This window comes from uncultured Flavonifractor sp., from assembly GCF_944385615.1.
Lineage (GTDB): Bacteria > Bacillota > Clostridia > Oscillospirales > Oscillospiraceae > Flavonifractor.
Window position 1 is genome coordinate 1 of sequence record NZ_CALWXV010000049.1, and the last position, 17,265, is coordinate 17,265.

General features: G+C 61.8%; 15 protein-coding genes. 4 read left to right on the forward strand and 11 right to left on the reverse strand.

Annotation, left to right across the window (positions count from 1 at the left end; genetic code table 11):
* Window positions 1-112: 112 nt before the first annotated feature.
* The 6 genes from Q0J75_RS10980 to nifJ form a co-directional block, all read right to left on the reverse strand.
* Window positions 113-1,432, reverse strand: coding sequence for a PepSY domain-containing protein (locus Q0J75_RS10980; protein ID WP_297201082.1), 1,320 nt, complete (start codon window positions 1,430-1,432; stop codon window positions 113-115).
* Window positions 1,433-1,468: 36 nt separating this feature from the next.
* Entirely contained in the window at window positions 1,469-2,344 is an 876-nt protein-coding gene (locus tag Q0J75_RS10985) for a PepSY domain-containing protein (RefSeq protein ID WP_297201085.1), read from the reverse strand.
* A gap of 88 nt (window positions 2,345-2,432) precedes the next feature.
* A complete protein-coding gene (locus Q0J75_RS10990; protein WP_297201088.1) occupies window positions 2,433-3,731 on the reverse strand; it encodes a sensor histidine kinase in 1,299 nt (432 codons plus the stop codon).
* Between the two features lie 47 nt (window positions 3,732-3,778).
* Window positions 3,779-4,489 carry a response regulator transcription factor gene (locus Q0J75_RS10995; protein ID WP_297201092.1) on the reverse strand — a complete coding sequence of 237 codons (711 nt, stop codon included), beginning with the start codon at window positions 4,487-4,489 and terminating at the stop codon, window positions 3,779-3,781.
* 233 nt (window positions 4,490-4,722) lie between these two features.
* Window positions 4,723-4,854: a hypothetical protein gene (locus Q0J75_RS11000; protein ID WP_297201095.1), complete on the reverse strand. Its 132-nt coding sequence runs from the start codon at window positions 4,852-4,854 to the stop codon at window positions 4,723-4,725.
* Between the two features lie 129 nt (window positions 4,855-4,983).
* A complete protein-coding gene (gene nifJ / locus Q0J75_RS11005; protein ID WP_297201098.1) occupies window positions 4,984-8,550 on the reverse strand; it encodes a pyruvate:ferredoxin (flavodoxin) oxidoreductase in 3,567 nt (1,188 codons plus the stop codon).
* Window positions 8,551-8,974: 424 nt separating this feature from the next.
* Between nifJ and Q0J75_RS11010 the strand changes: the two genes are divergently transcribed.
* Window positions 8,975-10,489 (forward strand): YifB family Mg chelatase-like AAA ATPase, encoded by a 1,515-nt coding sequence (locus Q0J75_RS11010; RefSeq protein WP_297201101.1) that lies wholly within the window; start codon window positions 8,975-8,977, stop codon window positions 10,487-10,489.
* A gap of 45 nt (window positions 10,490-10,534) precedes the next feature.
* On the opposite strand, the gene Q0J75_RS11015 is transcribed toward Q0J75_RS11010, so the two are convergent.
* Window positions 10,535-10,780 carry a helix-turn-helix domain-containing protein gene (locus Q0J75_RS11015; protein WP_297201105.1) on the reverse strand — a complete coding sequence of 82 codons (246 nt, stop codon included), beginning with the start codon at window positions 10,778-10,780 and terminating at the stop codon, window positions 10,535-10,537.
* A 105-nt stretch (window positions 10,781-10,885) separates the two neighbouring features.
* Between Q0J75_RS11015 and Q0J75_RS11020 the strand changes: the two genes are divergently transcribed.
* Both Q0J75_RS11020 and thiI read left to right on the forward strand, forming a co-directional pair.
* Window positions 10,886-11,134 (forward strand): hypothetical protein, encoded by a 249-nt coding sequence (locus tag Q0J75_RS11020; protein WP_297201108.1) that lies wholly within the window; start codon window positions 10,886-10,888, stop codon window positions 11,132-11,134.
* A gap of 95 nt (window positions 11,135-11,229) precedes the next feature.
* Entirely contained in the window at window positions 11,230-12,402 is a 1,173-nt protein-coding gene (thiI, locus tag Q0J75_RS11025; RefSeq protein WP_297201110.1) for a tRNA uracil 4-sulfurtransferase ThiI, read from the forward strand.
* Here the strand turns inward: thiI and Q0J75_RS11030 are convergent.
* Complete coding sequence (locus Q0J75_RS11030) at window positions 12,387-12,836, reverse strand: bacteriohemerythrin (RefSeq protein ID WP_297201112.1); 450 nt, start codon at window positions 12,834-12,836, stop codon at window positions 12,387-12,389. The genes thiI and Q0J75_RS11030 overlap by 16 nt on opposite strands.
* A gap of 311 nt (window positions 12,837-13,147) precedes the next feature.
* On the opposite strand from Q0J75_RS11030, the gene Q0J75_RS11035 reads away from it, so the two are divergent.
* Window positions 13,148-14,404 carry a competence/damage-inducible protein A gene (locus tag Q0J75_RS11035; RefSeq protein ID WP_297201114.1) on the forward strand — a complete coding sequence of 419 codons (1,257 nt, stop codon included), beginning with the start codon at window positions 13,148-13,150 and terminating at the stop codon, window positions 14,402-14,404.
* A gap of 111 nt (window positions 14,405-14,515) precedes the next feature.
* On the opposite strand, the gene ftsH is transcribed toward Q0J75_RS11035, so the two are convergent.
* The 3 genes from ftsH to tilS form a co-directional block, all read right to left on the reverse strand.
* Complete coding sequence (ftsH, locus tag Q0J75_RS11040; protein ID WP_297201116.1) at window positions 14,516-16,444, reverse strand: ATP-dependent zinc metalloprotease FtsH; 1,929 nt, start codon at window positions 16,442-16,444, stop codon at window positions 14,516-14,518.
* 33 nt (window positions 16,445-16,477) lie between these two features.
* Complete coding sequence (gene hpt, locus Q0J75_RS11045) at window positions 16,478-17,032, reverse strand: hypoxanthine phosphoribosyltransferase (RefSeq protein WP_297201119.1); 555 nt, start codon at window positions 17,030-17,032, stop codon at window positions 16,478-16,480.
* 5 nt (window positions 17,033-17,037) lie between these two features.
* Window positions 17,038-17,265, reverse strand: a 228-nt coding sequence (gene tilS, locus Q0J75_RS11050; protein WP_297201122.1) for a tRNA lysidine(34) synthetase TilS, incomplete at its 5' end; no start/stop codon positions are given.

A 17,265-nucleotide genomic window follows, 5' to 3' on the forward strand; every position in this document is an offset into this window, starting at 1 on the left:
TGTACTTCTTTGGCCTCTATACGCCAGAAACCCGGCTTATGCTTGATGCATAAACCGGGTTTCTCGACAGGCTGAAGCCCGCTGCAACGATGTTGCAGCGGGCTTTTTCTGCTCAGTCGTAAATGGAATCACGGTCCCAGGAGAGGATGGCTCCGGTGTAGCCGTCGATCTCAAAGTCGTACTCCATGGCGTTGTAGACGATCTCCACCTCATACTCTGCCCGGCCGTCGTCATAGTCCAGACGGGCCTTGCGGATATTGGAGGCGGTGGCGCCGGGCACCTTGGCCAGAGCGATGCTCTTGGCCTTCTCCACGCCGATCAGGGTACCGGTGCCAGTCTGGGGGGGCGTGTAGTGGTCGGCGTCGTAGTCAAAGCTGATGACTGCGCCGGTGGCCGCATCAATTTCGTAGTCATACTCCTTGTAGTCGGTGGTGTAGAACTCCACGTCATATACCTGACGGCCGTCGTCCCAGTCCAGCTTGCACTGGACAAAGGTGACCTGGCTGCTGGTCAGACCAGCGTGGGCCAGCGCCTTGGCCTTGGCCTGCTCGGCAGTGACGGAGGTACCGGTGCCAGTCTGAGGGGGCGTGTAGTGGTCGGCGTCATAGTCAAAGCTGATGACTGCGCCGGTGGCCGCGTCGATCTCATAGTCGTATTCCTTATAGTCGGCGGTATAGAACTCCACATCATACACCTGACGGCCGTCGTCCCAGTCCAGCTTGCACTGGATGAAGGTGACCTGGCTGCTGGTCAGTCCAGCGTGGGCCAGTGCCTTGGCCTTGGCCTGCTCGGCAGTGACGGAGGTGCCGGTAGTGGTACCGGGATTGGTGGTGGTGCCGGGATTAAAGCTGTCGGCGTCGGTCACCAGGCTGCCGCCGGAGAGGGTAACGGTATTGGTAGTGCCGTTCCAGCTGACGGCCTTGCCCATCAGCTCCCCGATGGCCCGAATGGGCAGATAGGTGGAACCCTGGTAGAGCAGGGGGTACACCACATTGCCGTTAACGTCCTGGAAGGTACGGGTAACGCCGTCCACCACGATGGTGAAGTCAGAGCGCAGCTCCGCGGCAATGTTCTGAGCCACAGCGGTGGTATTGGGGGTGCCAGTGGTGGTGGCGGTGGTGCGAGTGCCGCCGATGGTGACGGTATAGGTGCTCTGATCCCAGTTGACGTTCTTGCCCATCAGCTCCCCGATGGCCCGGATGGGCAGGTAGGTGGTGCCGTTGTAGGTGATGGGGTGGGCCTCCACACCGGCCACGGTGTAGAAGTCACGGCTCACCCCGTCCACCACGATGGTGAGCTGGGGGGAGAGCTGGGCGGTGACCTGGGTGGCGCCGGCGGCCCCAGCGCTCAGGGTAAACAGGCCGGTGATGAGGGCGGCGCTCAGAGCCAGAACGCCCAGGCGCTGGGTCATGGTCTTCTTGTTGGCAGTCATGTTCATTCCTTCCTTTCATTCCATGGTATCGTATTATCAGCGTCCAACGGGCTCGGAATCCCACTCCCGAATAGACCCAGAGTAGCCATCGATCTCAAACTCGTACTCCATACCGTTGTAGATGATCTTGCCCTCATACTGGATACGGCCGTCGTCATAGTCGGCCTTAAACTCGTAGATATCGCTGGCGGTGGCGCCGGGCACCTGGGAGAGGGCCTTCTCCTTGGCCTGCTCGGTGGTGATGCTCTGGCCGCTGGAGGGCTGCTGAGGGATGCTGTACTCAGCGTCGTAATCGTACTTCACCACCGTGCCGGTGGCGGCGTCGATCTCATAGTCGTACTCTTTGTAGTCTCCGTCGTAAAACTCCACTTCGTAAACCTGACGGCCATCGTCCCAGTCCAGCTTGGCCTTGACAAAGGTCACCTGGCTGCTGGACAGACCAGCGTGCTCCAGGGCCTTTTCCTTGGCCTGCTCGGCGGTGATGGCGGCGCTTTGGCCGGTGGTCTGTCCGGTGGTCTGGCTCTGGGGGGTGGGGCTGCTGGTCGGTGTGGTACTGGTCTGGGGGGTGGCGGCAGGGCTGGCCTCAGGCGCGGGGGACGAGCTGGCGGCAGCCACGCTCTGGCCGTCCACACTGTACTCGATTACCACGCCGGTGACGGCGTCGATGTCGTACTCGTACTCCCGCCCGTTGGCGGTAAACTCCACATCATAGTAGTCGATGCCATTGCGCTTATCCAGGCCGGCGGTGGAAAACTGGGCGGAGGTCTCCTGGACCCCGGCGTCCTCCAGGGCCACCGCTTTGGCCGCGTCCAGCCCGATGTATTCGGCCTGACCGGCGGTCTGGGTGCCGCCGCAGCCCGCCAGCGCCAGGGCCAGCAGAGCGGAGGTGCAGATCAGAGGGATTCGTTTCATCGGACATTCTCCTTTCCTTTCGATGGCATTAGTGTAACATCCGATTATGAAAGCAACATGAAATTCCAATTTTATTTTTCAGATTTTTTCAAGCCTGGCTGACCGGCAGGTGGAGGGTAAACTGGCTGCCCAGATTGGGCACGCTGTCCACCGTCATATACCCCCCATGGGCCTGGGCAATCTTCTGGACCATGGACAGCCCCAGCCCCGCCCCGGTATCGTGGGAGCGGGCGGGGTCCACCTGATAGAACCGCTGCCAGATCTTATCCTGCTGTTCCTTGGGAATGCCGATGCCGTTGTCCCGGACGGAGAGCTGGATCTCCTCCCCCTCTCTCCGGGCACTCACCCACACCTGGCCCTCCTCCCGGCCGTACTTGAAGCCGTTGTCAATGAGGTTTTGCAGCAGGCGGGTGAGCAGCGGAGCGCTGCCCCGTACCGTCAGCCCCTCCTCCACCTCCAGGGTGAGGCGGTGGGTGGGGTAGGCCTGCTCGGCGCACACCGAGCGTACCAGGCCGGACAGGTCCACTTCCTCCAGAGCGACCCCCTCGGTGCCCTGGTCCAGCCGGGTCATGCTCAGCAGCTGGGTGATGAGCCCCGACATCCGCAGAGCCTGCCGGTGGATCATGGCGATGGTCTCGGCCCGCTCCTCGGGGGTCTCGTCAAACTTCTCGGCATACTCACAGGCCCCTTTGATGACCGACACCGGTGTGCGCAGCTCGTGAGAGGCGTCGGCAGTAAACCGTTTTTCCGCCTCAAAGGAACATTCCAGCCGCTCAAACATCTGATTAAAGGCGTCGGTGAGCCGGGTAAACTCATTGCTCCCCCGCCGCCGCTGGATGCGGGCGGACAGGTCGGCTCCCTCGCTGATGGCCTGGGCGGTGGCGGTGATCTCCTCCAAAGGCCGGAAGGCCCGCTTGGCGATCCAATACCCTCCCAGGGCGGAGAGCAGCATAAAGGCGGGAATGACCACTCCCGCCAGGGAGAGCAGATTCTGGATGGTCTGATCGGGCTCCGGGGCCTCCATCAGCCCCCGGACCCACACGCCGTCCTCCCAGCCCTTGGCATACCACAGGTCCAGCACATAATAATCGTCCTGCTCGCTGTCCACCAGCCGGGTAACGCCGTTTTCAAAGGTCTCGGAGGCGGTAAAGGACACCGGCACCTGTCCGGCCAGCAGGGCCTCCTCCCCGCTGTAGATCAGCATGTATACCCCGTTTTGATAGTAACGGAACTCCTCCCCCACCTGAAGGGACCCGTCCTCCTGTACATCTACCGCCAGCAGATTGCTCCGCACCGTCTGGGACAGGGTATCCATGGCGGAGCCCCGCACCACCGAGTCGCTGGCCAGCAGCAGGGACACCAGCACCAGCCCGGCCAGCGCGGCCATGAAGAGCAGGTACCAGATGGTGATTTTAATTTTAATGGAGATAAGCCCTACACCTCTTTCCCGTTCTGTCCCGACAGAGCGGCCGCCCCGTCCTCACGCAGGACCCAGCCCACACCCCGGATGGTGTGCAGCAGCTTCACCGGGCTGTCCCCGTCGATCTTCTTGCGCAGCTTGCTGATGTACACGTCCACATTGTTGGAGCTGGGCGTATCGTCATAGTTCCAGATGCTGTCCTCGATCTGCCGCCGGGAGAGCACATTTCCCTTCCCCCGCATGAGGCATTCCAAAATGGAAAATTCCTTGGGCAGCAGCCGGATCTCCCGGCCCGCCCGGTACACCTGCCGCCGCTCCACATCCAGGGTCAGGTCGGCTACGGTGAACTGATTGCTCTTGTGGCCCACCCGCTTGCGGGAGAGCACCCGGATACGGGCCAGCAGCTCGTCAAAGTCAAAGGGCTTGACCAGATAGTCGTCCGCCCCCAGATCCAGCCCCTTCACCCGGTCGGCAATGCTGTCCCGTGCGGTCAGGAAAAGCACAGGGGTGTCCACCCCCCGGTCCCGCAGGTCGGCCACCAGCTGATAGCCGTCCCGCTTGGGCAGCATCACGTCCAACAAGATCACATCATACTCGGTCCCAGCCAGATAGTCCTCGGCCTCCTGGCCGTCAAAGCAGCCGTCCACGCTGTAGCCCGACTTTTTCAGCACCTTCTGGATGAGCAGGTTCATGTCCCGCTCGTCCTCCACCACCAAGACGCGCATATCCGTTCCTCCCTGTCTGTGTGCCCTCCGCCAGAGGCGGGGAATGGAAAAACCGCCCGGCTGCCGCCGGACGGTCCTCTGATTCCCTATTGCTGTGTGATTTCCGCCCCAGAGGATCTCTAGGTAATGTGGTCATTATATCGCATCTGTCCAGTTCTTGTCAACGACCCCTAGTGGGCCGCTATAAAAAGGGACCCCGGATGCGTTGCATCCGGGGTCCTCGTGGTTACTGATTACTTGTACAGCTCCACCAGACGGGTCAGGTGCTCCCAACGCTCCTTGGCGGCCAGCCCCAACGGGGATAAGCCCCGTTGGGGACCCCGGGATAAAATCTGCTCGGCGGAAGTGAATTCCGCCGGCATCAAGGTTTTGGGCCCCAGGCCCAAAACGCTTGGACGGCGCACAGCGCCGCCCCGTCTTCGGCGGGGAGAAGAGCCCGCCCAATCAAAAACAGACCCCGGATGCAACGCATCCGGGGTCCTTGTAGTTAGCGATTACTTGTACAGCTCCACCAGACGGGTCAGGTGCTCCCAACGCTCCTTGGCGGCCTCTTCGTTCTGGGCGAAGAGCTCCTTGGCGCGCTCGGGGAAGGCACGGGTCAGGGAGGAGTAACGAGCCTCGTTCATCAGGAACTCCTGATAGCCGCCAGCGGGGGCCTTGGAGTCCAGGGTGAAGGGGTTCTTGCCCTCGGCCTTGAGGGCGGGGTTGTACCGGAACAGGTTCCAGTAGCCGCAATCCACGGCCTTCTTCATCTCCACCTGGCAGTTGGCCATGCCGCCCTTGATGGAGTGCATCTCACAGGGAGCGTAGCCGATGACCAGGGAGGGACCATGATAGGCCTCGGCCTCGGTGATGGCCTTCAGGGTCTGGTTGGGATTGGCGCCCATGGCGATCTGGGCCACATAGACGTAGCCGTACTGCATGGCGATCTCAGCCAGGCTCTTCTTGGGCTGGGTCTTACCGGCGGCGGCGAACTGAGCCACCTGGCCGATGTTGGAGGACTTGGAGGCCTGTCCGCCGGTGTTGGAGTACACCTCGGTGTCGAACACGAAGATGTTGACATCCTCACCGGAGGCGATGACGTGATCCAGGCCGCCGTAACCGATGTCGTAGGCCCAGCCGTCGCCGCCGAAGATCCACACGGACTTCTTGTTCAGGTACTCCTTCTCCTGCAGGATGGCGCGCACCAGAGTGCAGGCCTCGCAGGTGCAGCCCTCGCGCTGGCCGATGACGGCCTCCATGGCGGCGATGTAGGCCTTGGAAGCCTCGCCGTTGGCAGCGCCGTCCTCCATGGTGTCCAGCCACTTCTGACCGGCAGCCACGATGCCCTCGTCGGTGTAGTCGATGGCGATCAGCTTGCGGGTCTGGTCGGCCAGGCGGTCGCGGATGGCCTTCTGGCCCAGGTACAGGCCCAGACCGTGCTCGGCGTTGTCCTCAAACAGGGAGTTGGCCCAGGCGGGACCACGGCCGGTCTTGTCCACGGTGTAGGGAGAGGTGGCAGCGGGGCCGCCCCAGATGGAGGAACAGCCGGTGGCGTTGGAGACATACATCCGGTCGCCGCAGACCTGAGTGATCAGGCGGGCATAGGCGGTCTCGGCACAGCCGGCGCAGGAGCCGGAGAACTCCAGCAGGGGCTGCTTGAACTGGCTGCCCTTGACGGTGGTGGTGTCCTCCACGTCGGTCTTGGGAGCCACCTTGGCCACCATGTAGTCGAAGACCTCCTGCTGGGCGGCCTGGGACTCCTGGGGCTTCATGGACAGAGCCTTCACGGGGCAGGTGCTCACGCACACGGTGCAGCCCATGCAGTCCAGGGGGCTGACGGCCAGAGCAAACTTGTACACGCCCTTGCCCTTGCCGGCCTTGATGTCCACGATCTTGGACTGAGCGGGGGCGTTCTTGGCCTCCTCCTCGGTGAGGGCGAAGGGACGGATGGTGGCGTGGGGGCAGACATAGGAACACTGGTTACACTGGATACACTTGGAGGAATCCCACTCGGGCACGGACACGGCCACGCCGCGCTTCTCGTAGGCAGCGGCGCCCTGGAAGAAGGTGCCGTCCTCGTGGCCGTTGACAAAGGCGGAAACAGGCAGGCTGTCGCCATCCATGCGGCCCACGGGCTCCATGATCTCCTTCACCATCTTCACGGTGTCGGCGTTGCCCTCCAGGTGCTCCTCCACGGGCTTGTCCTCGGCGGTGGCCCAGGAGGCGGGCACCTCGAACTTGTGGAAGGCGGTGGCGCCGGCGTCGATGGCCTTGTGGTTCATGTCAACCACATCCTGGCCCTTCTTCAGGTAGGAGTGGGTGGCGGCGTCCTTCATGTACTGGATGGCCTCGGCCTCGGGCATCACCTTAGCCAGCTTGAAGAAAGCGGACTGCAGGATGGTGTTGGTGCGCTTGCCCATGCCGATCTCGATGGCCAGGTCAATGGCGTTGATGGTGTAGACCTGGATGTTGTGCTCGGCGATGTAACGCTTGGCGGCGGCGGGCATGTGGTGATCCAGCTCCTCGTCGCTCCACTGGCAGTTGATGAGGAACACGCCGCCGTCCTTCACGTCGCGGACCATGGGGAAGCCCTTGACAATGTAGGCGGGCACGTGGCAGGCCACGAAGTCGGCCTTATTGATGTAGTAGGGGGCGCGGATGGGCTGATCGCCGAAGCGCAGATGGCTGATGGTCACGCCGCCGGTCTTCTTGGAGTCGTACTGGAAGTACGCCTGGACATACTTGTCGGTGTGGTCGCCGATGATCTTGATGGAGTTCTTGTTGGCGCCCACGGTGCCGTCGCCGCCCAGGCCCCAGAACTTGCACTCGATGGTGCCGGGAGCAGCGGTGTTGGGGGCGGGCTTCTCCTCCAGGGAGGTGTGGGTCACGTCGTCCACGATGCCCACGGTGAACTGACGCTTGGGGGCGTCCTTGGTCAGCTCCTCATACACAGCGAACACGTTGCTGGGGGGAGTGTCCTTGGAGCCCAGGCCGTAGCGGCCGCCGATGATAGTGGCCTGACGGCCGGCGTTGGCAAAGGCGGTGACCACGTCCAGGTACAGAGGATCGCCCTGAGCGCCGGGCTCCTTGGTGCGGTCCAGCACGGCGATCTTGGTGGCGGTGGCGGGAATGGCCTCCAGCAGCTTGTCGGCGCGGAAAGGCCGGTACAGGCGGACCTTCACCAGGCCCACCTTCTCGCCGTGAGCGTTCAGGTAGTCGATGACTTCCTCGGCCACGTCGCAGATGGAGCCCATGGCAATGATGACGCGGTCGGCGTCGGGCGCACCATAGTAGTTGAACAGCTGATAGTTGGTGCCCAGCTTGGCGTTGACCTTGCCCATGTACTCCTCGACAATGCCGGGAACGGCGTCGTAGTACTTGTTGGCGGCCTCACGGTGCTGGAAGAAGATGTCGCCGTTCTCGTGGGAGCCGCGCATCACGGGATGCTCGGGGTTGAGGGCCCGCTTGCGGAAGGCTTCCACAGCGTCCATATCCACCATATCGGCCAGATCCTCGTTGTCCCAGATGGCGATCTTCTGGATCTCGTGGGAGGTACGGAAGCCATCGAAGAAGTTCAGGAAGGGAACGCGGCCCTTGATGGCAGCCAGGTGGGCCACGGCGCCCAGGTCCATGACCTCCTGGGGATTGGACTCACACAGCATGGCAAAGCCGGTCTGACGGCAGGCCATGACGTCGGAGTGATCGCCGAAGATGTTCAGCGCGTGGGTGGCCACGGTACGGGCGGATACATGGAACACGGTGGGCATCAGCTCACCGGCCAGCTTGTACATGTTGGGGATCATGAGCAGCAGGCCCTGAGAGGCGGTATAAGTAGTGGTCAGAGCGCCAGCGGCCAGGGAGCCGTGGACGGTACCGGCGGCGCCGGCCTCAGACTGCATCTCGACGACATTGACGGTAGTGCCGAAGATGTTCTTCCGGCCCTGAGCCGCCCACTGGTCCACATTGTCGGCCATGGGGCTGGACGGGGTGATGGGGTAAATACCCGCAACCTCGGTAAAGGCGTAAGAGACGTGGGCAGCCGCGGTGTTGCCGTCCATGGATTTCAGCTTTCTCGCCATTGAAACGATTCCTCCTTGTTCGTTGTTCCAGGGTAATGGGAATCGGTCCCGCCCCTGCTTTGGGGCTGGGCCGGATTCCCATTACCCCGGCTTTTTCCCCGCTTACCGGAAGGAAACTCCCGGAGCGCCTTCATTTTAACACCATCGGCACGGTTTGTAAATCAAATCTTACTTATCTCTGAAAATTTTCTTCAAATTTTGAAATCTCTAGGATTCTATTCAGAATTTCCTCATTTGGCCCCCAAAAGTCCAAACTTGTTTCATCCTTTGAACCTGTTGTACTAGACTGTATATTCTGAAAAAAGGACGTCTTTCGACAGGGTGAAACCGCCTATCCGGCAGCGGGCTTTTCCGCTTTTTCTTTTCCTCCCGGCTCTGCCGTGCTATAATAAAAAGGATTGGAGAGAGAAAGGACGGTGGTGGTATGCTGTGTGAGGTGCGCTCCCTGGGGCTCACCGGCATCTCGGGCTATGAGGTGCGGGCCGAGTGCGACCTGTCCGGCGGGCTGCCCGCCTTTGAGATCGTAGGCCTGCCCGATGCGGCGGTGAAGGAGGCCCGGGACCGGGTACGCGCGGCCATCAAAAACTGCGGCTTCTCCTTCCCCGTCTCCCGCATCACCATAAACCTGGCCCCGGCGGACCGAAAAAAAGGGGGCACCATGTACGACCTGCCCATTCTGGTGGGGATTTTGGCGGCGGGCGAGCAGCTCCGCCTGCCCCGCCGCCCCTGCGCCTTTGTGGGGGAGCTGTCCCTGTCCGGCCAGCTGCGGCCCATCTCCGGGATGCTGCCCATGGCCCTGGCCGCCCGCCGGGCGGGGCTTCAGGAGCTCTATGTCCCGGCCTCCTCCGCCGCCGAGGCCACTCTGGCGGGGGGAATCACCGTCTACCCGGTGGAGAGCGTCACCCAGCTGGTGGGCCATTTGCGGGGAGAGGCTCCCATCCACCCCGCCGACCCCTGGACCCCCGGCTCCGCTTTGGACGCCGGGCTGGACTTTGCCGACGTCAAGGGCCAGGAAAACGGCAAGCGGGCGCTGGAGATCGCCGCCGCCGGGGGCCACAACCTGGCTATGGTGGGCCCGCCGGGGTCTGGCAAGTCCATGCTGGCCCGCCGCCTGCCCTCCATCCTGCCCGACATGACCCGGCGGGAGGCCCTGGAGTGTACCGAGGTCCACTCGGTAATGGGGCTCACCAACGCCGAACAGCCTCTGCTCACCCAGCGTCCCTTCCGCTCCCCCCACCACACCGTCTCCGCCACAGGCATGGCGGGAGGCGGTTCCAATCCTCATCCGGGGGAGATTTCCCTGGCCCACAACGGCGTGCTCTTTCTGGACGAGCTGCCCGAATTCTCCAAAGAGGTGTTGGAGACCCTTCGCCAGCCTTTGGAAGACGGTATGGTCCAGATCAGCCGGGTCGCGGGAACGGCGGTCTTTCCCGCCCGGTTCATGCTGGTGTGCGCCATGAATCCCTGCAAGTGCGGCTGGTACGGCTTTTCCGACCGGTGCCGCTGCACCCCCCAGGCGGTGGAGAAGTACCTGGGCAAGCTATCCGGCCCTCTGCTGGACCGGATCGACCTGTACGTGGAGGTGCCCCCTCTGGACTTCGACCAGCTGTCCCGGCGGCCGGAGGCCGAGTCCTCCGCTGTGATTAAGGCCCGGGTCAACGCTGCCCGGGCCATCCAGACCGCCCGCTTCGGGACGGAGGGTCCCGACTGCAACGCCCACATGGGCCAGCGGGAGCTGAGTACCTTCTGCGCTCTGGACCAGGCGGGCGCCGCCCTCATCAAGGGGGCCTTTGACCGCATGGGCCTGACCGCCCGAAGCTATGACCGGATTCTGCGGGTGGCCCGCACCATTGCCGACCTGGACGGAGCGGAATCCATCGCCGTGGACCACCTGGCCGAGGCCATTCAGTATCGGGAAAGCGCCCTGCTCCGTCGGTAAATGAAACCAAAAGGACCCCCTGAACCTGCCGAATAAATCGGCGGTTCAGGGGGTTTCTTTCAATAGTTCTTCATAACTTGTCTGTAAAATATCTCGGATAGCCCTTAACTGGCTGGCCGAGATATGCTGAATCCCTCGCTCAATTTTGACCAGCGTTTCCCGTGTCATATCAATGCCATCCAGCTGTAAGCGATTGGCCAGCTCGGTCTGTCCCAATCCCGCTTCCTTTCGGATTCGCCGGATATTGGCCCCAATGCGGATTTTATCTTGCTTGATTTTCTGCTCCTCCAAGCCATCACCCCCGGACTGGTTTCAGTCCTTTTCCTTTATTTTATGGATTTGAGGTGATATAATAGGACCAGTACTGGTCCACTTGATAAAAAGGAGCTTGATTTTATGCAGTTAGCAACCGAGCTATTGGCCAAGCTTTTGGAAAACCAGCAAATCAATGTGACATTTCCAAACTTAAATTTAACCGCGCCAGAATTGTTGGAGGCCTCCAGTTATCAGGCGTTATGCCAAATCAGGGAAATTCTTTGTGACAATCAGCTCAGCGATCCCGAATGCTTTGAAAAAATCGAACGTATCGTTTGCCTGTTTGAGCAACTTGGCTCAAACTGTGGGAACAGGCATGATTTTGGATAAGAGTCTTATTTTCAGCCTGTTTTCCTGGACATTGCCCCCGTATTTCGCTATAATGGCTTTCGATTGAACGAAATTGTGCTGAAAGAGGAATCAAAATGAACGAGATCATTCTGCTGAAGCTGGGGGAGCTGGTCCTGAAGGGCCTGAACCGCCGCACCTTTGAGGACCGGCTCATTGCCAACGCCAAGCGCCGCCTGCGGCCCCACGGTGATTTTAAGGTATACACCAAGCAGTCCACCATGTATGTGGAGCCCAAGGATGACGGCTGCGACCTGGACGGAGCCTGGGAGGCCATGACCAAGCTGTTCGGCGTGGTGGGTTTGAGCCGGGCCCGGGCCTGTGAGAAGGACAAGGACGCCATGCTCCAGACCGCCATCGACTATCTGGGAGACAAGCTGGCCGCCGCCCACACCTTTAAGGTGGAGTCCAAGCGGGCGGACAAGTCCTTCCCCATGACCTCCATTCAGCTGTCCCAGTATGTGGGGGGCGAGCTGGACGAGAAATATCCCAACCTGAAGGTGGACGTACACCACCCGGAGCTCACTGTCTATCTGGAAGTACGGGACTATGCCGCCTACGTCCACGCCGACCCGGAGCCGGGCGCCGGCGGTCTGCCTGTGGGGGTAGGCGGCCGGGCGGTCAGCCTGCTGTCCGGCGGCATCGACTCCCCGGTGGCCTCCTGGATGATCGCCAAGCGGGGCATCGCCCTGGAGATGGTCCACTTCTTCTCCTATCCCTACACCTCTGAGGAGGCCAAGCAGAAGGTACTGGACCTGGCCAAACTGCTCACCCCCTGGTGCGGACGGCTCACCGTCCATGTGGTGCCCTTCACCGCTATCCAGGAGGAGTTGCGGCGCAAATGCCCCGAAGAGCTCTTCACCGTTCTCATGCGCCGGTTCATGATGCGCATTGCCGAGGCGGTGGCCGCCCGGTGCGGCGCCGGGGCCATCGTCACCGGCGAGTGCCTGGGCCAGGTGGCCAGCCAGACCATGGAGGCCATGCGGGCCACCACCGCCGTGTGCTCCCTGCCCATTCTCCGCCCGGTGGTGGGCATGGACAAGGAGGAGATCGTCCGCATTGCCCGCAAGATCAACACCTTTGAGACCTCCATCCTGCCCTATGAGGACTGCTGCACCGTGTTCACCCCCCGCCATCCCCGGCTGCGGCCGGTGCTGGGAGAGCTGGAGAGCGCCGAGGCCGCCCTGGATGTGGACGCTCTGGTCAAGGCGGCTGTGGAGGGGATCGAGCGGGTTCAGGTGGGTCCCTGAGTTTCTCCGTTCTGCTCCGCCTCCCAGGCCCGGTACCGGGCGGCAAACTCTACATCCCAGGTAAGGATATGCTCATACACCCACTGGCTCAGCAGGGCAAAAAGGGACTCCACCGTTTCCGCTGTGGCGCCCCCCTTCAGCTGCGCCGACAGAGCCCGCACCTGAAACACCAGGTGGTTGTGCTCGGCCTGGTGCTCCCGGTACTTGGCGTCGTCACATTTGACCATATATCCCTCTTCTGTGTTAAAGTGCATCATAATATAGTAGCGCAGGTACTCCAGCTGCTCGGCGGCTGCCTGCACGCTGTCATCCCGGCCACACTTGACCCGCAAAATAAAATTGTTTAAGTTTTTGAAAAATTCCAGGTGCTGCTGGTCCACTACCTCGATCCCGGTCTCCAGCTCCTGGGACCAGGGTACCAGTTTCTTAATCATCCGGTCCACCTTCCATGATTTGTCTGCTTTTATTTTTAAATTATACTGTTTTTCTATGAAATTGCAAGGGCCGATTTTTGGCCAAAGGAGGCTTCCTCTGTGTCCCATACAGCCGAACTCATTGCAGTAGGCACCGAACTTTTGTTAGGCAACATCGCCAATTCCCCACAGAATCTTTGATTCTGTGGGGCCCCCGTATCTTTGATATCCTCGGGCGGAGTGAATCCGCCCTGCGGAAATGCTTCGCTGCGCTGCGCATTTACGGCGGCACCAGCCGCCGGTGCCGGTGTTGGCGATAGGAGGTTTTTTCTATGTCCCACACAGCCGAACTCATTGCAGTGGGCACCGAACTTTTGTTAGGCAACATCGCCAACACCGACGCCCAGATGCTGTCTCAGGGGCTCAGCGCCCTGGGCATCAACGTCTACTATCACACGGTGGTGGGCGATAACCCGGAGCGGCTGCGCGCCGCCGTGGAGCTGGCCCGCACCCGTGCCGACATCATCCTCACCACCGGCGGGCTGGGGCCCACCTGCGACGACCTGACCAAAACGGTGCTGGCCCAGTGCTTTGGCAAAAAGCTGGTGTTTCACGCCCCCTCCGCCCAGCGGATTGAGGCCTATTTCCAGAATCTGCACCCCGACCGCCCCATGACGGACAATAATTACCAGCAGGCCATGCTGCCCGAGGGCTGCACCGTGCTGGACAACGACTGGGGCACCGCCCCCGGTGTGGCCTTCGAAGCCGATGGGGTCCGGGTCATTATGCTCCCCGGCCCGCCCCGGGAGTGCAAGGCCATGTTCACCCACCGGGTCCTCCCCTACCTCAGGGAGCTGGCCGACGGGGTCATCGTCTCCCGCACCCTGAAGCTCTTCGGCATTGGGGAGTCGGCCATGGAGGCCCAGCTGCGGGAGAAGATGAACGCCATGACCAACCCCACCCTGGCCCCCTACGCCAAGGAGGGGGAGTGCGAGCTGCGTATTACCGCCAAGGCGGCCGACGAGGGGGCCGCCCACGCCCTCATCGACCCGGTGGAGGCCGATCTGCGGGCCCACTTCGGCCCTCTGGTATACGGGGTGGATGTGCCCTCTTTGGAGGCGGTGGCCTTTGCCCTTCTGAAGGAGAAGGGCCTCACTTTGGGCACCGCCGAGAGCTGTACCGGCGGACTGGTGGCCAAGCGGATGACCGATCTGGCGGGGGTATCGTTGGTGTTCCGGGGGGGCGTGGTGAGCTACGTTACAGAAGTAAAGCACACTGTTCTGGGTGTGGACCAGGACCTGCTGGACCGGTACGGCGCGGTGAGCCAGCCGGTGGCCCAGGCCATGGCCCAGGGGGCCCGGAGGGTGCTGGGCTGCGACCTGGCCATCTCCACCACCGGAGTGGCGGGGCCAGACCCGGACGAACGGGGCAACCCGGTGGGGCTGGTATTCATCGGCCTGGCCACACCGGAGGGTACCTGGGTGCGGCAGGTCCATCTCTCCATGGGCAGGGAGCGTATCCGCCACATTGCCGCCAGTCACGGCTTTGACCTGGTCCGGCGGTATCTCTCCGGGTTGGAGATGAAGTAAAGTAACCTTGGGCGGGGCCCGCCCTGCCAGATTGGTTTTATCCCAAAGCGAACACAAAACACTGGGTATTCCAGCTTTGCTGGAATACCCAGTGTTTTTATGCTTGCCTCTTTATTCGTCCTCGGTGTGATCTGTCTCCTCCTCCGCCTGGGCGGCTACCTCCTGATAGGCTTTGGGGGGCCGGATGGCGGTGGGGTTGGTAAACACCAGCTGGAAGGTTTCGGCGTCCATGTTCTCATACTCCAGCAGGTAGCGGGCCACAAAGTCCAACTCCCGCCGGCGGGCGGTGAGGATCTCCATACAGCGGCTGTAAGCCCCGTCAATGAGGCCCTTGATCTCCTCGTCGATGAGGGCGGCCACCTCTTCCGAGTAGTTCTTGGTCTGGGCCATGGAGCGGCCGATAAACACCTCGTCGTGGCCCGAGTCAAAGACCACGTTGCCCACCTTGTCGCTCATACCATAGCGGGTAACCATGTTGCGGGCAATGGCGCTGGCCTTTTGCAGATCGTTGCCCGCCCCGGTGGAGATATCACCCAGGGCCAGCTGTTCGGCAGCCCGGCCGCCCAGGCACACAGCAATGCGCTCGGTGAGCTGCTGCTTGGACTGGAAGGACACATCCTCCTGGGGCAGGGAGATGGTCATGCCGCCCGCCATACCCCGGGGGATAATGGTGATCTGATGGACCGGGTCCTGGGTCTCCAGGTCGTGGATCACGATGGCGTGGCCCGCCTCATGATAGGCGGTGAGCTTCCGCTCCCGCTGGATGACCACCCGGCTCTTCTTCTCCGGTCCGGCAATGACCTTGATAACCGCGTCGTTCAGGTCGGCCATGCTGATGAAATGGCGGTTTTTCCGGGCCGCCAGCAGGGCGGCCTCGTTCATCAGGTTCTCCAGGTCAGCGCCGGTAAAGCCGCCGGTGCCCTTGGCCAGCTCCGCCAGGGAAACATCGTCCCCCAGAGGCTTGTTGCGGGCGTGGACCTTCAGGATGGATTCCCGGCCCTTGATATCGGGATAGCCCACATACACCTGCCGGTCAAACCGGCCGGGCCGCAGCAGGGCGGGGTCCAGAATATCCTGCCGGTTGGTGGCCGCCATGACCACCACGCCCTCATTGTTGCCGAAGCCGTCCATCTCCACCAGCAGCTGGTTGAGGGTCTGCTCCCGTTCGTCATGACCGCCGCCCAGTCCGGCGCCTCTCTGGCGGCCCACGGCGTCGATCTCGTCGATGAACACGATGGCGGGAGCGTTTTTCTTGGCCTGGTCAAAGAGGTCCCGCACCCGGCTGGCGCCCACGCCCACATAGAGCTCCACAAAGTCAGAGCCGGAAATGGACAGGAAGTGGACCCCGGCCTCACCGGCTACCGCCTTGGCCAGCAACGTCTTACCGGTGCCCGGAGGGCCCACCAGCAGTACGCCCTTGGGGATGCGGGCTCCCAGGTCCAAAAAGCGGCGGGGGTCCCGCAGAAATTCCACAATCTCCCGCAGCTCGCCCTTTTCCTCTTCGGCCCCGGCCACATCTTCAAAGGTGACCTTTTTCTGTTCGTCAGCCCCGGTGCGGGTCCGGGCCCGGCCAAAGCGGGCGGTGCGGTCGGCGCCGCCGCTTCCGCCCCCTCCTCCGGTCTGCCGGAGGAACATGAAGTACCACAGGATACCAAAGACCACCAGCACCGCGATCCAGGGCAGATAGCTCATCCAGAAGGGGGGCTCAAACCCGGCGGGGAAGTCGTAGTCGGTGATGATGCCCTGGTGCAGCTGCTCCACGATCAGGTCGTTGAAATCGTTGTAGAACCACTGGGGATCGGCTACCTCATAGGTAATGGTATTTTTACCGCCCACCGCCTCCTTAAGCCAGAGGGTAACGGTGTTGTCCTCCACCTTCACCTGGGAGACCCGCTGCTCCTCCAGCAGCCGTCGGACCTGACCATAGGTATACTGCTCCCCGGCGTTCATGCCTCCCCGGAGCACAAAGATGGAGACAATGAGCAAAATGGCGATGAGGACATAAAAGCCCACGTCCCGCAGGCTTCCGCTTCGTTTCAAAAAACAGACACGTCCTTTCCGGGCAAATTTGCCTTACTCTCCACCGTAGACAGAGGGCTTCAGCACGCCGATGTAAGGCAGGTTGCGGTATTTTTCCGCGTAGTCCAGGCCATAGCCCACCACAAAGTAATCGGGGATGGAGAAGCCGGAGTAGGTGAGCTCTACCTCCTTCACCCGGCGGGAGGGCTTATCCAGCAGGGTACACAGCCGCACGGAGGCGGGCTTTCTGGCCTGGAGCAGCTTGAGCAGGTAGCTCAGGGTGTTGCCGCTGTCCAGAATATCCTCCACCACGATCAGGTCCTTGCCCTCGATCTGCTCGGACAGGTCCTTGACGATCTTCACCTGACCGGAGCTGGAGGTCCCGGCCCCGTAGGAGGACACCGCCATAAAGTCCACGGTGCAGGGCACGTGGATCTGCCGCACCAAATCGGCCATAAAGACAAAGGAGCCCCGCAGCACGCTGATGAGCACCGGCTCCTTGCCGGCGTAGTCCTTGTCGATCTGAGCGGCGATCTCCGCCACCCGGTTTTTCAGCTCTTCCTCGGAAAAGAGGACCCGCTCCACGTCGTTGTCCAGAATGTGTGCCATGTTTTTTACCCTTCCTTCCAAAATCTCACTTCCCAGGCCGGTTGGCCAGGCTCTGCCATACGCGTTCTATGGGGGCCCAGACCGGCCACCGCCAGCACGCCCCGTTCATCCGCCAGTACCGGGATACGCTCCCGATCCCGCCGGGGAATTTTCTGTTCGATCATCCATTTTTTCAGGGTCTTGGTGTCCCGGCCCGGCAGGGCCAGCTCATCCCCCGTCTGCCGGGGCCGCAG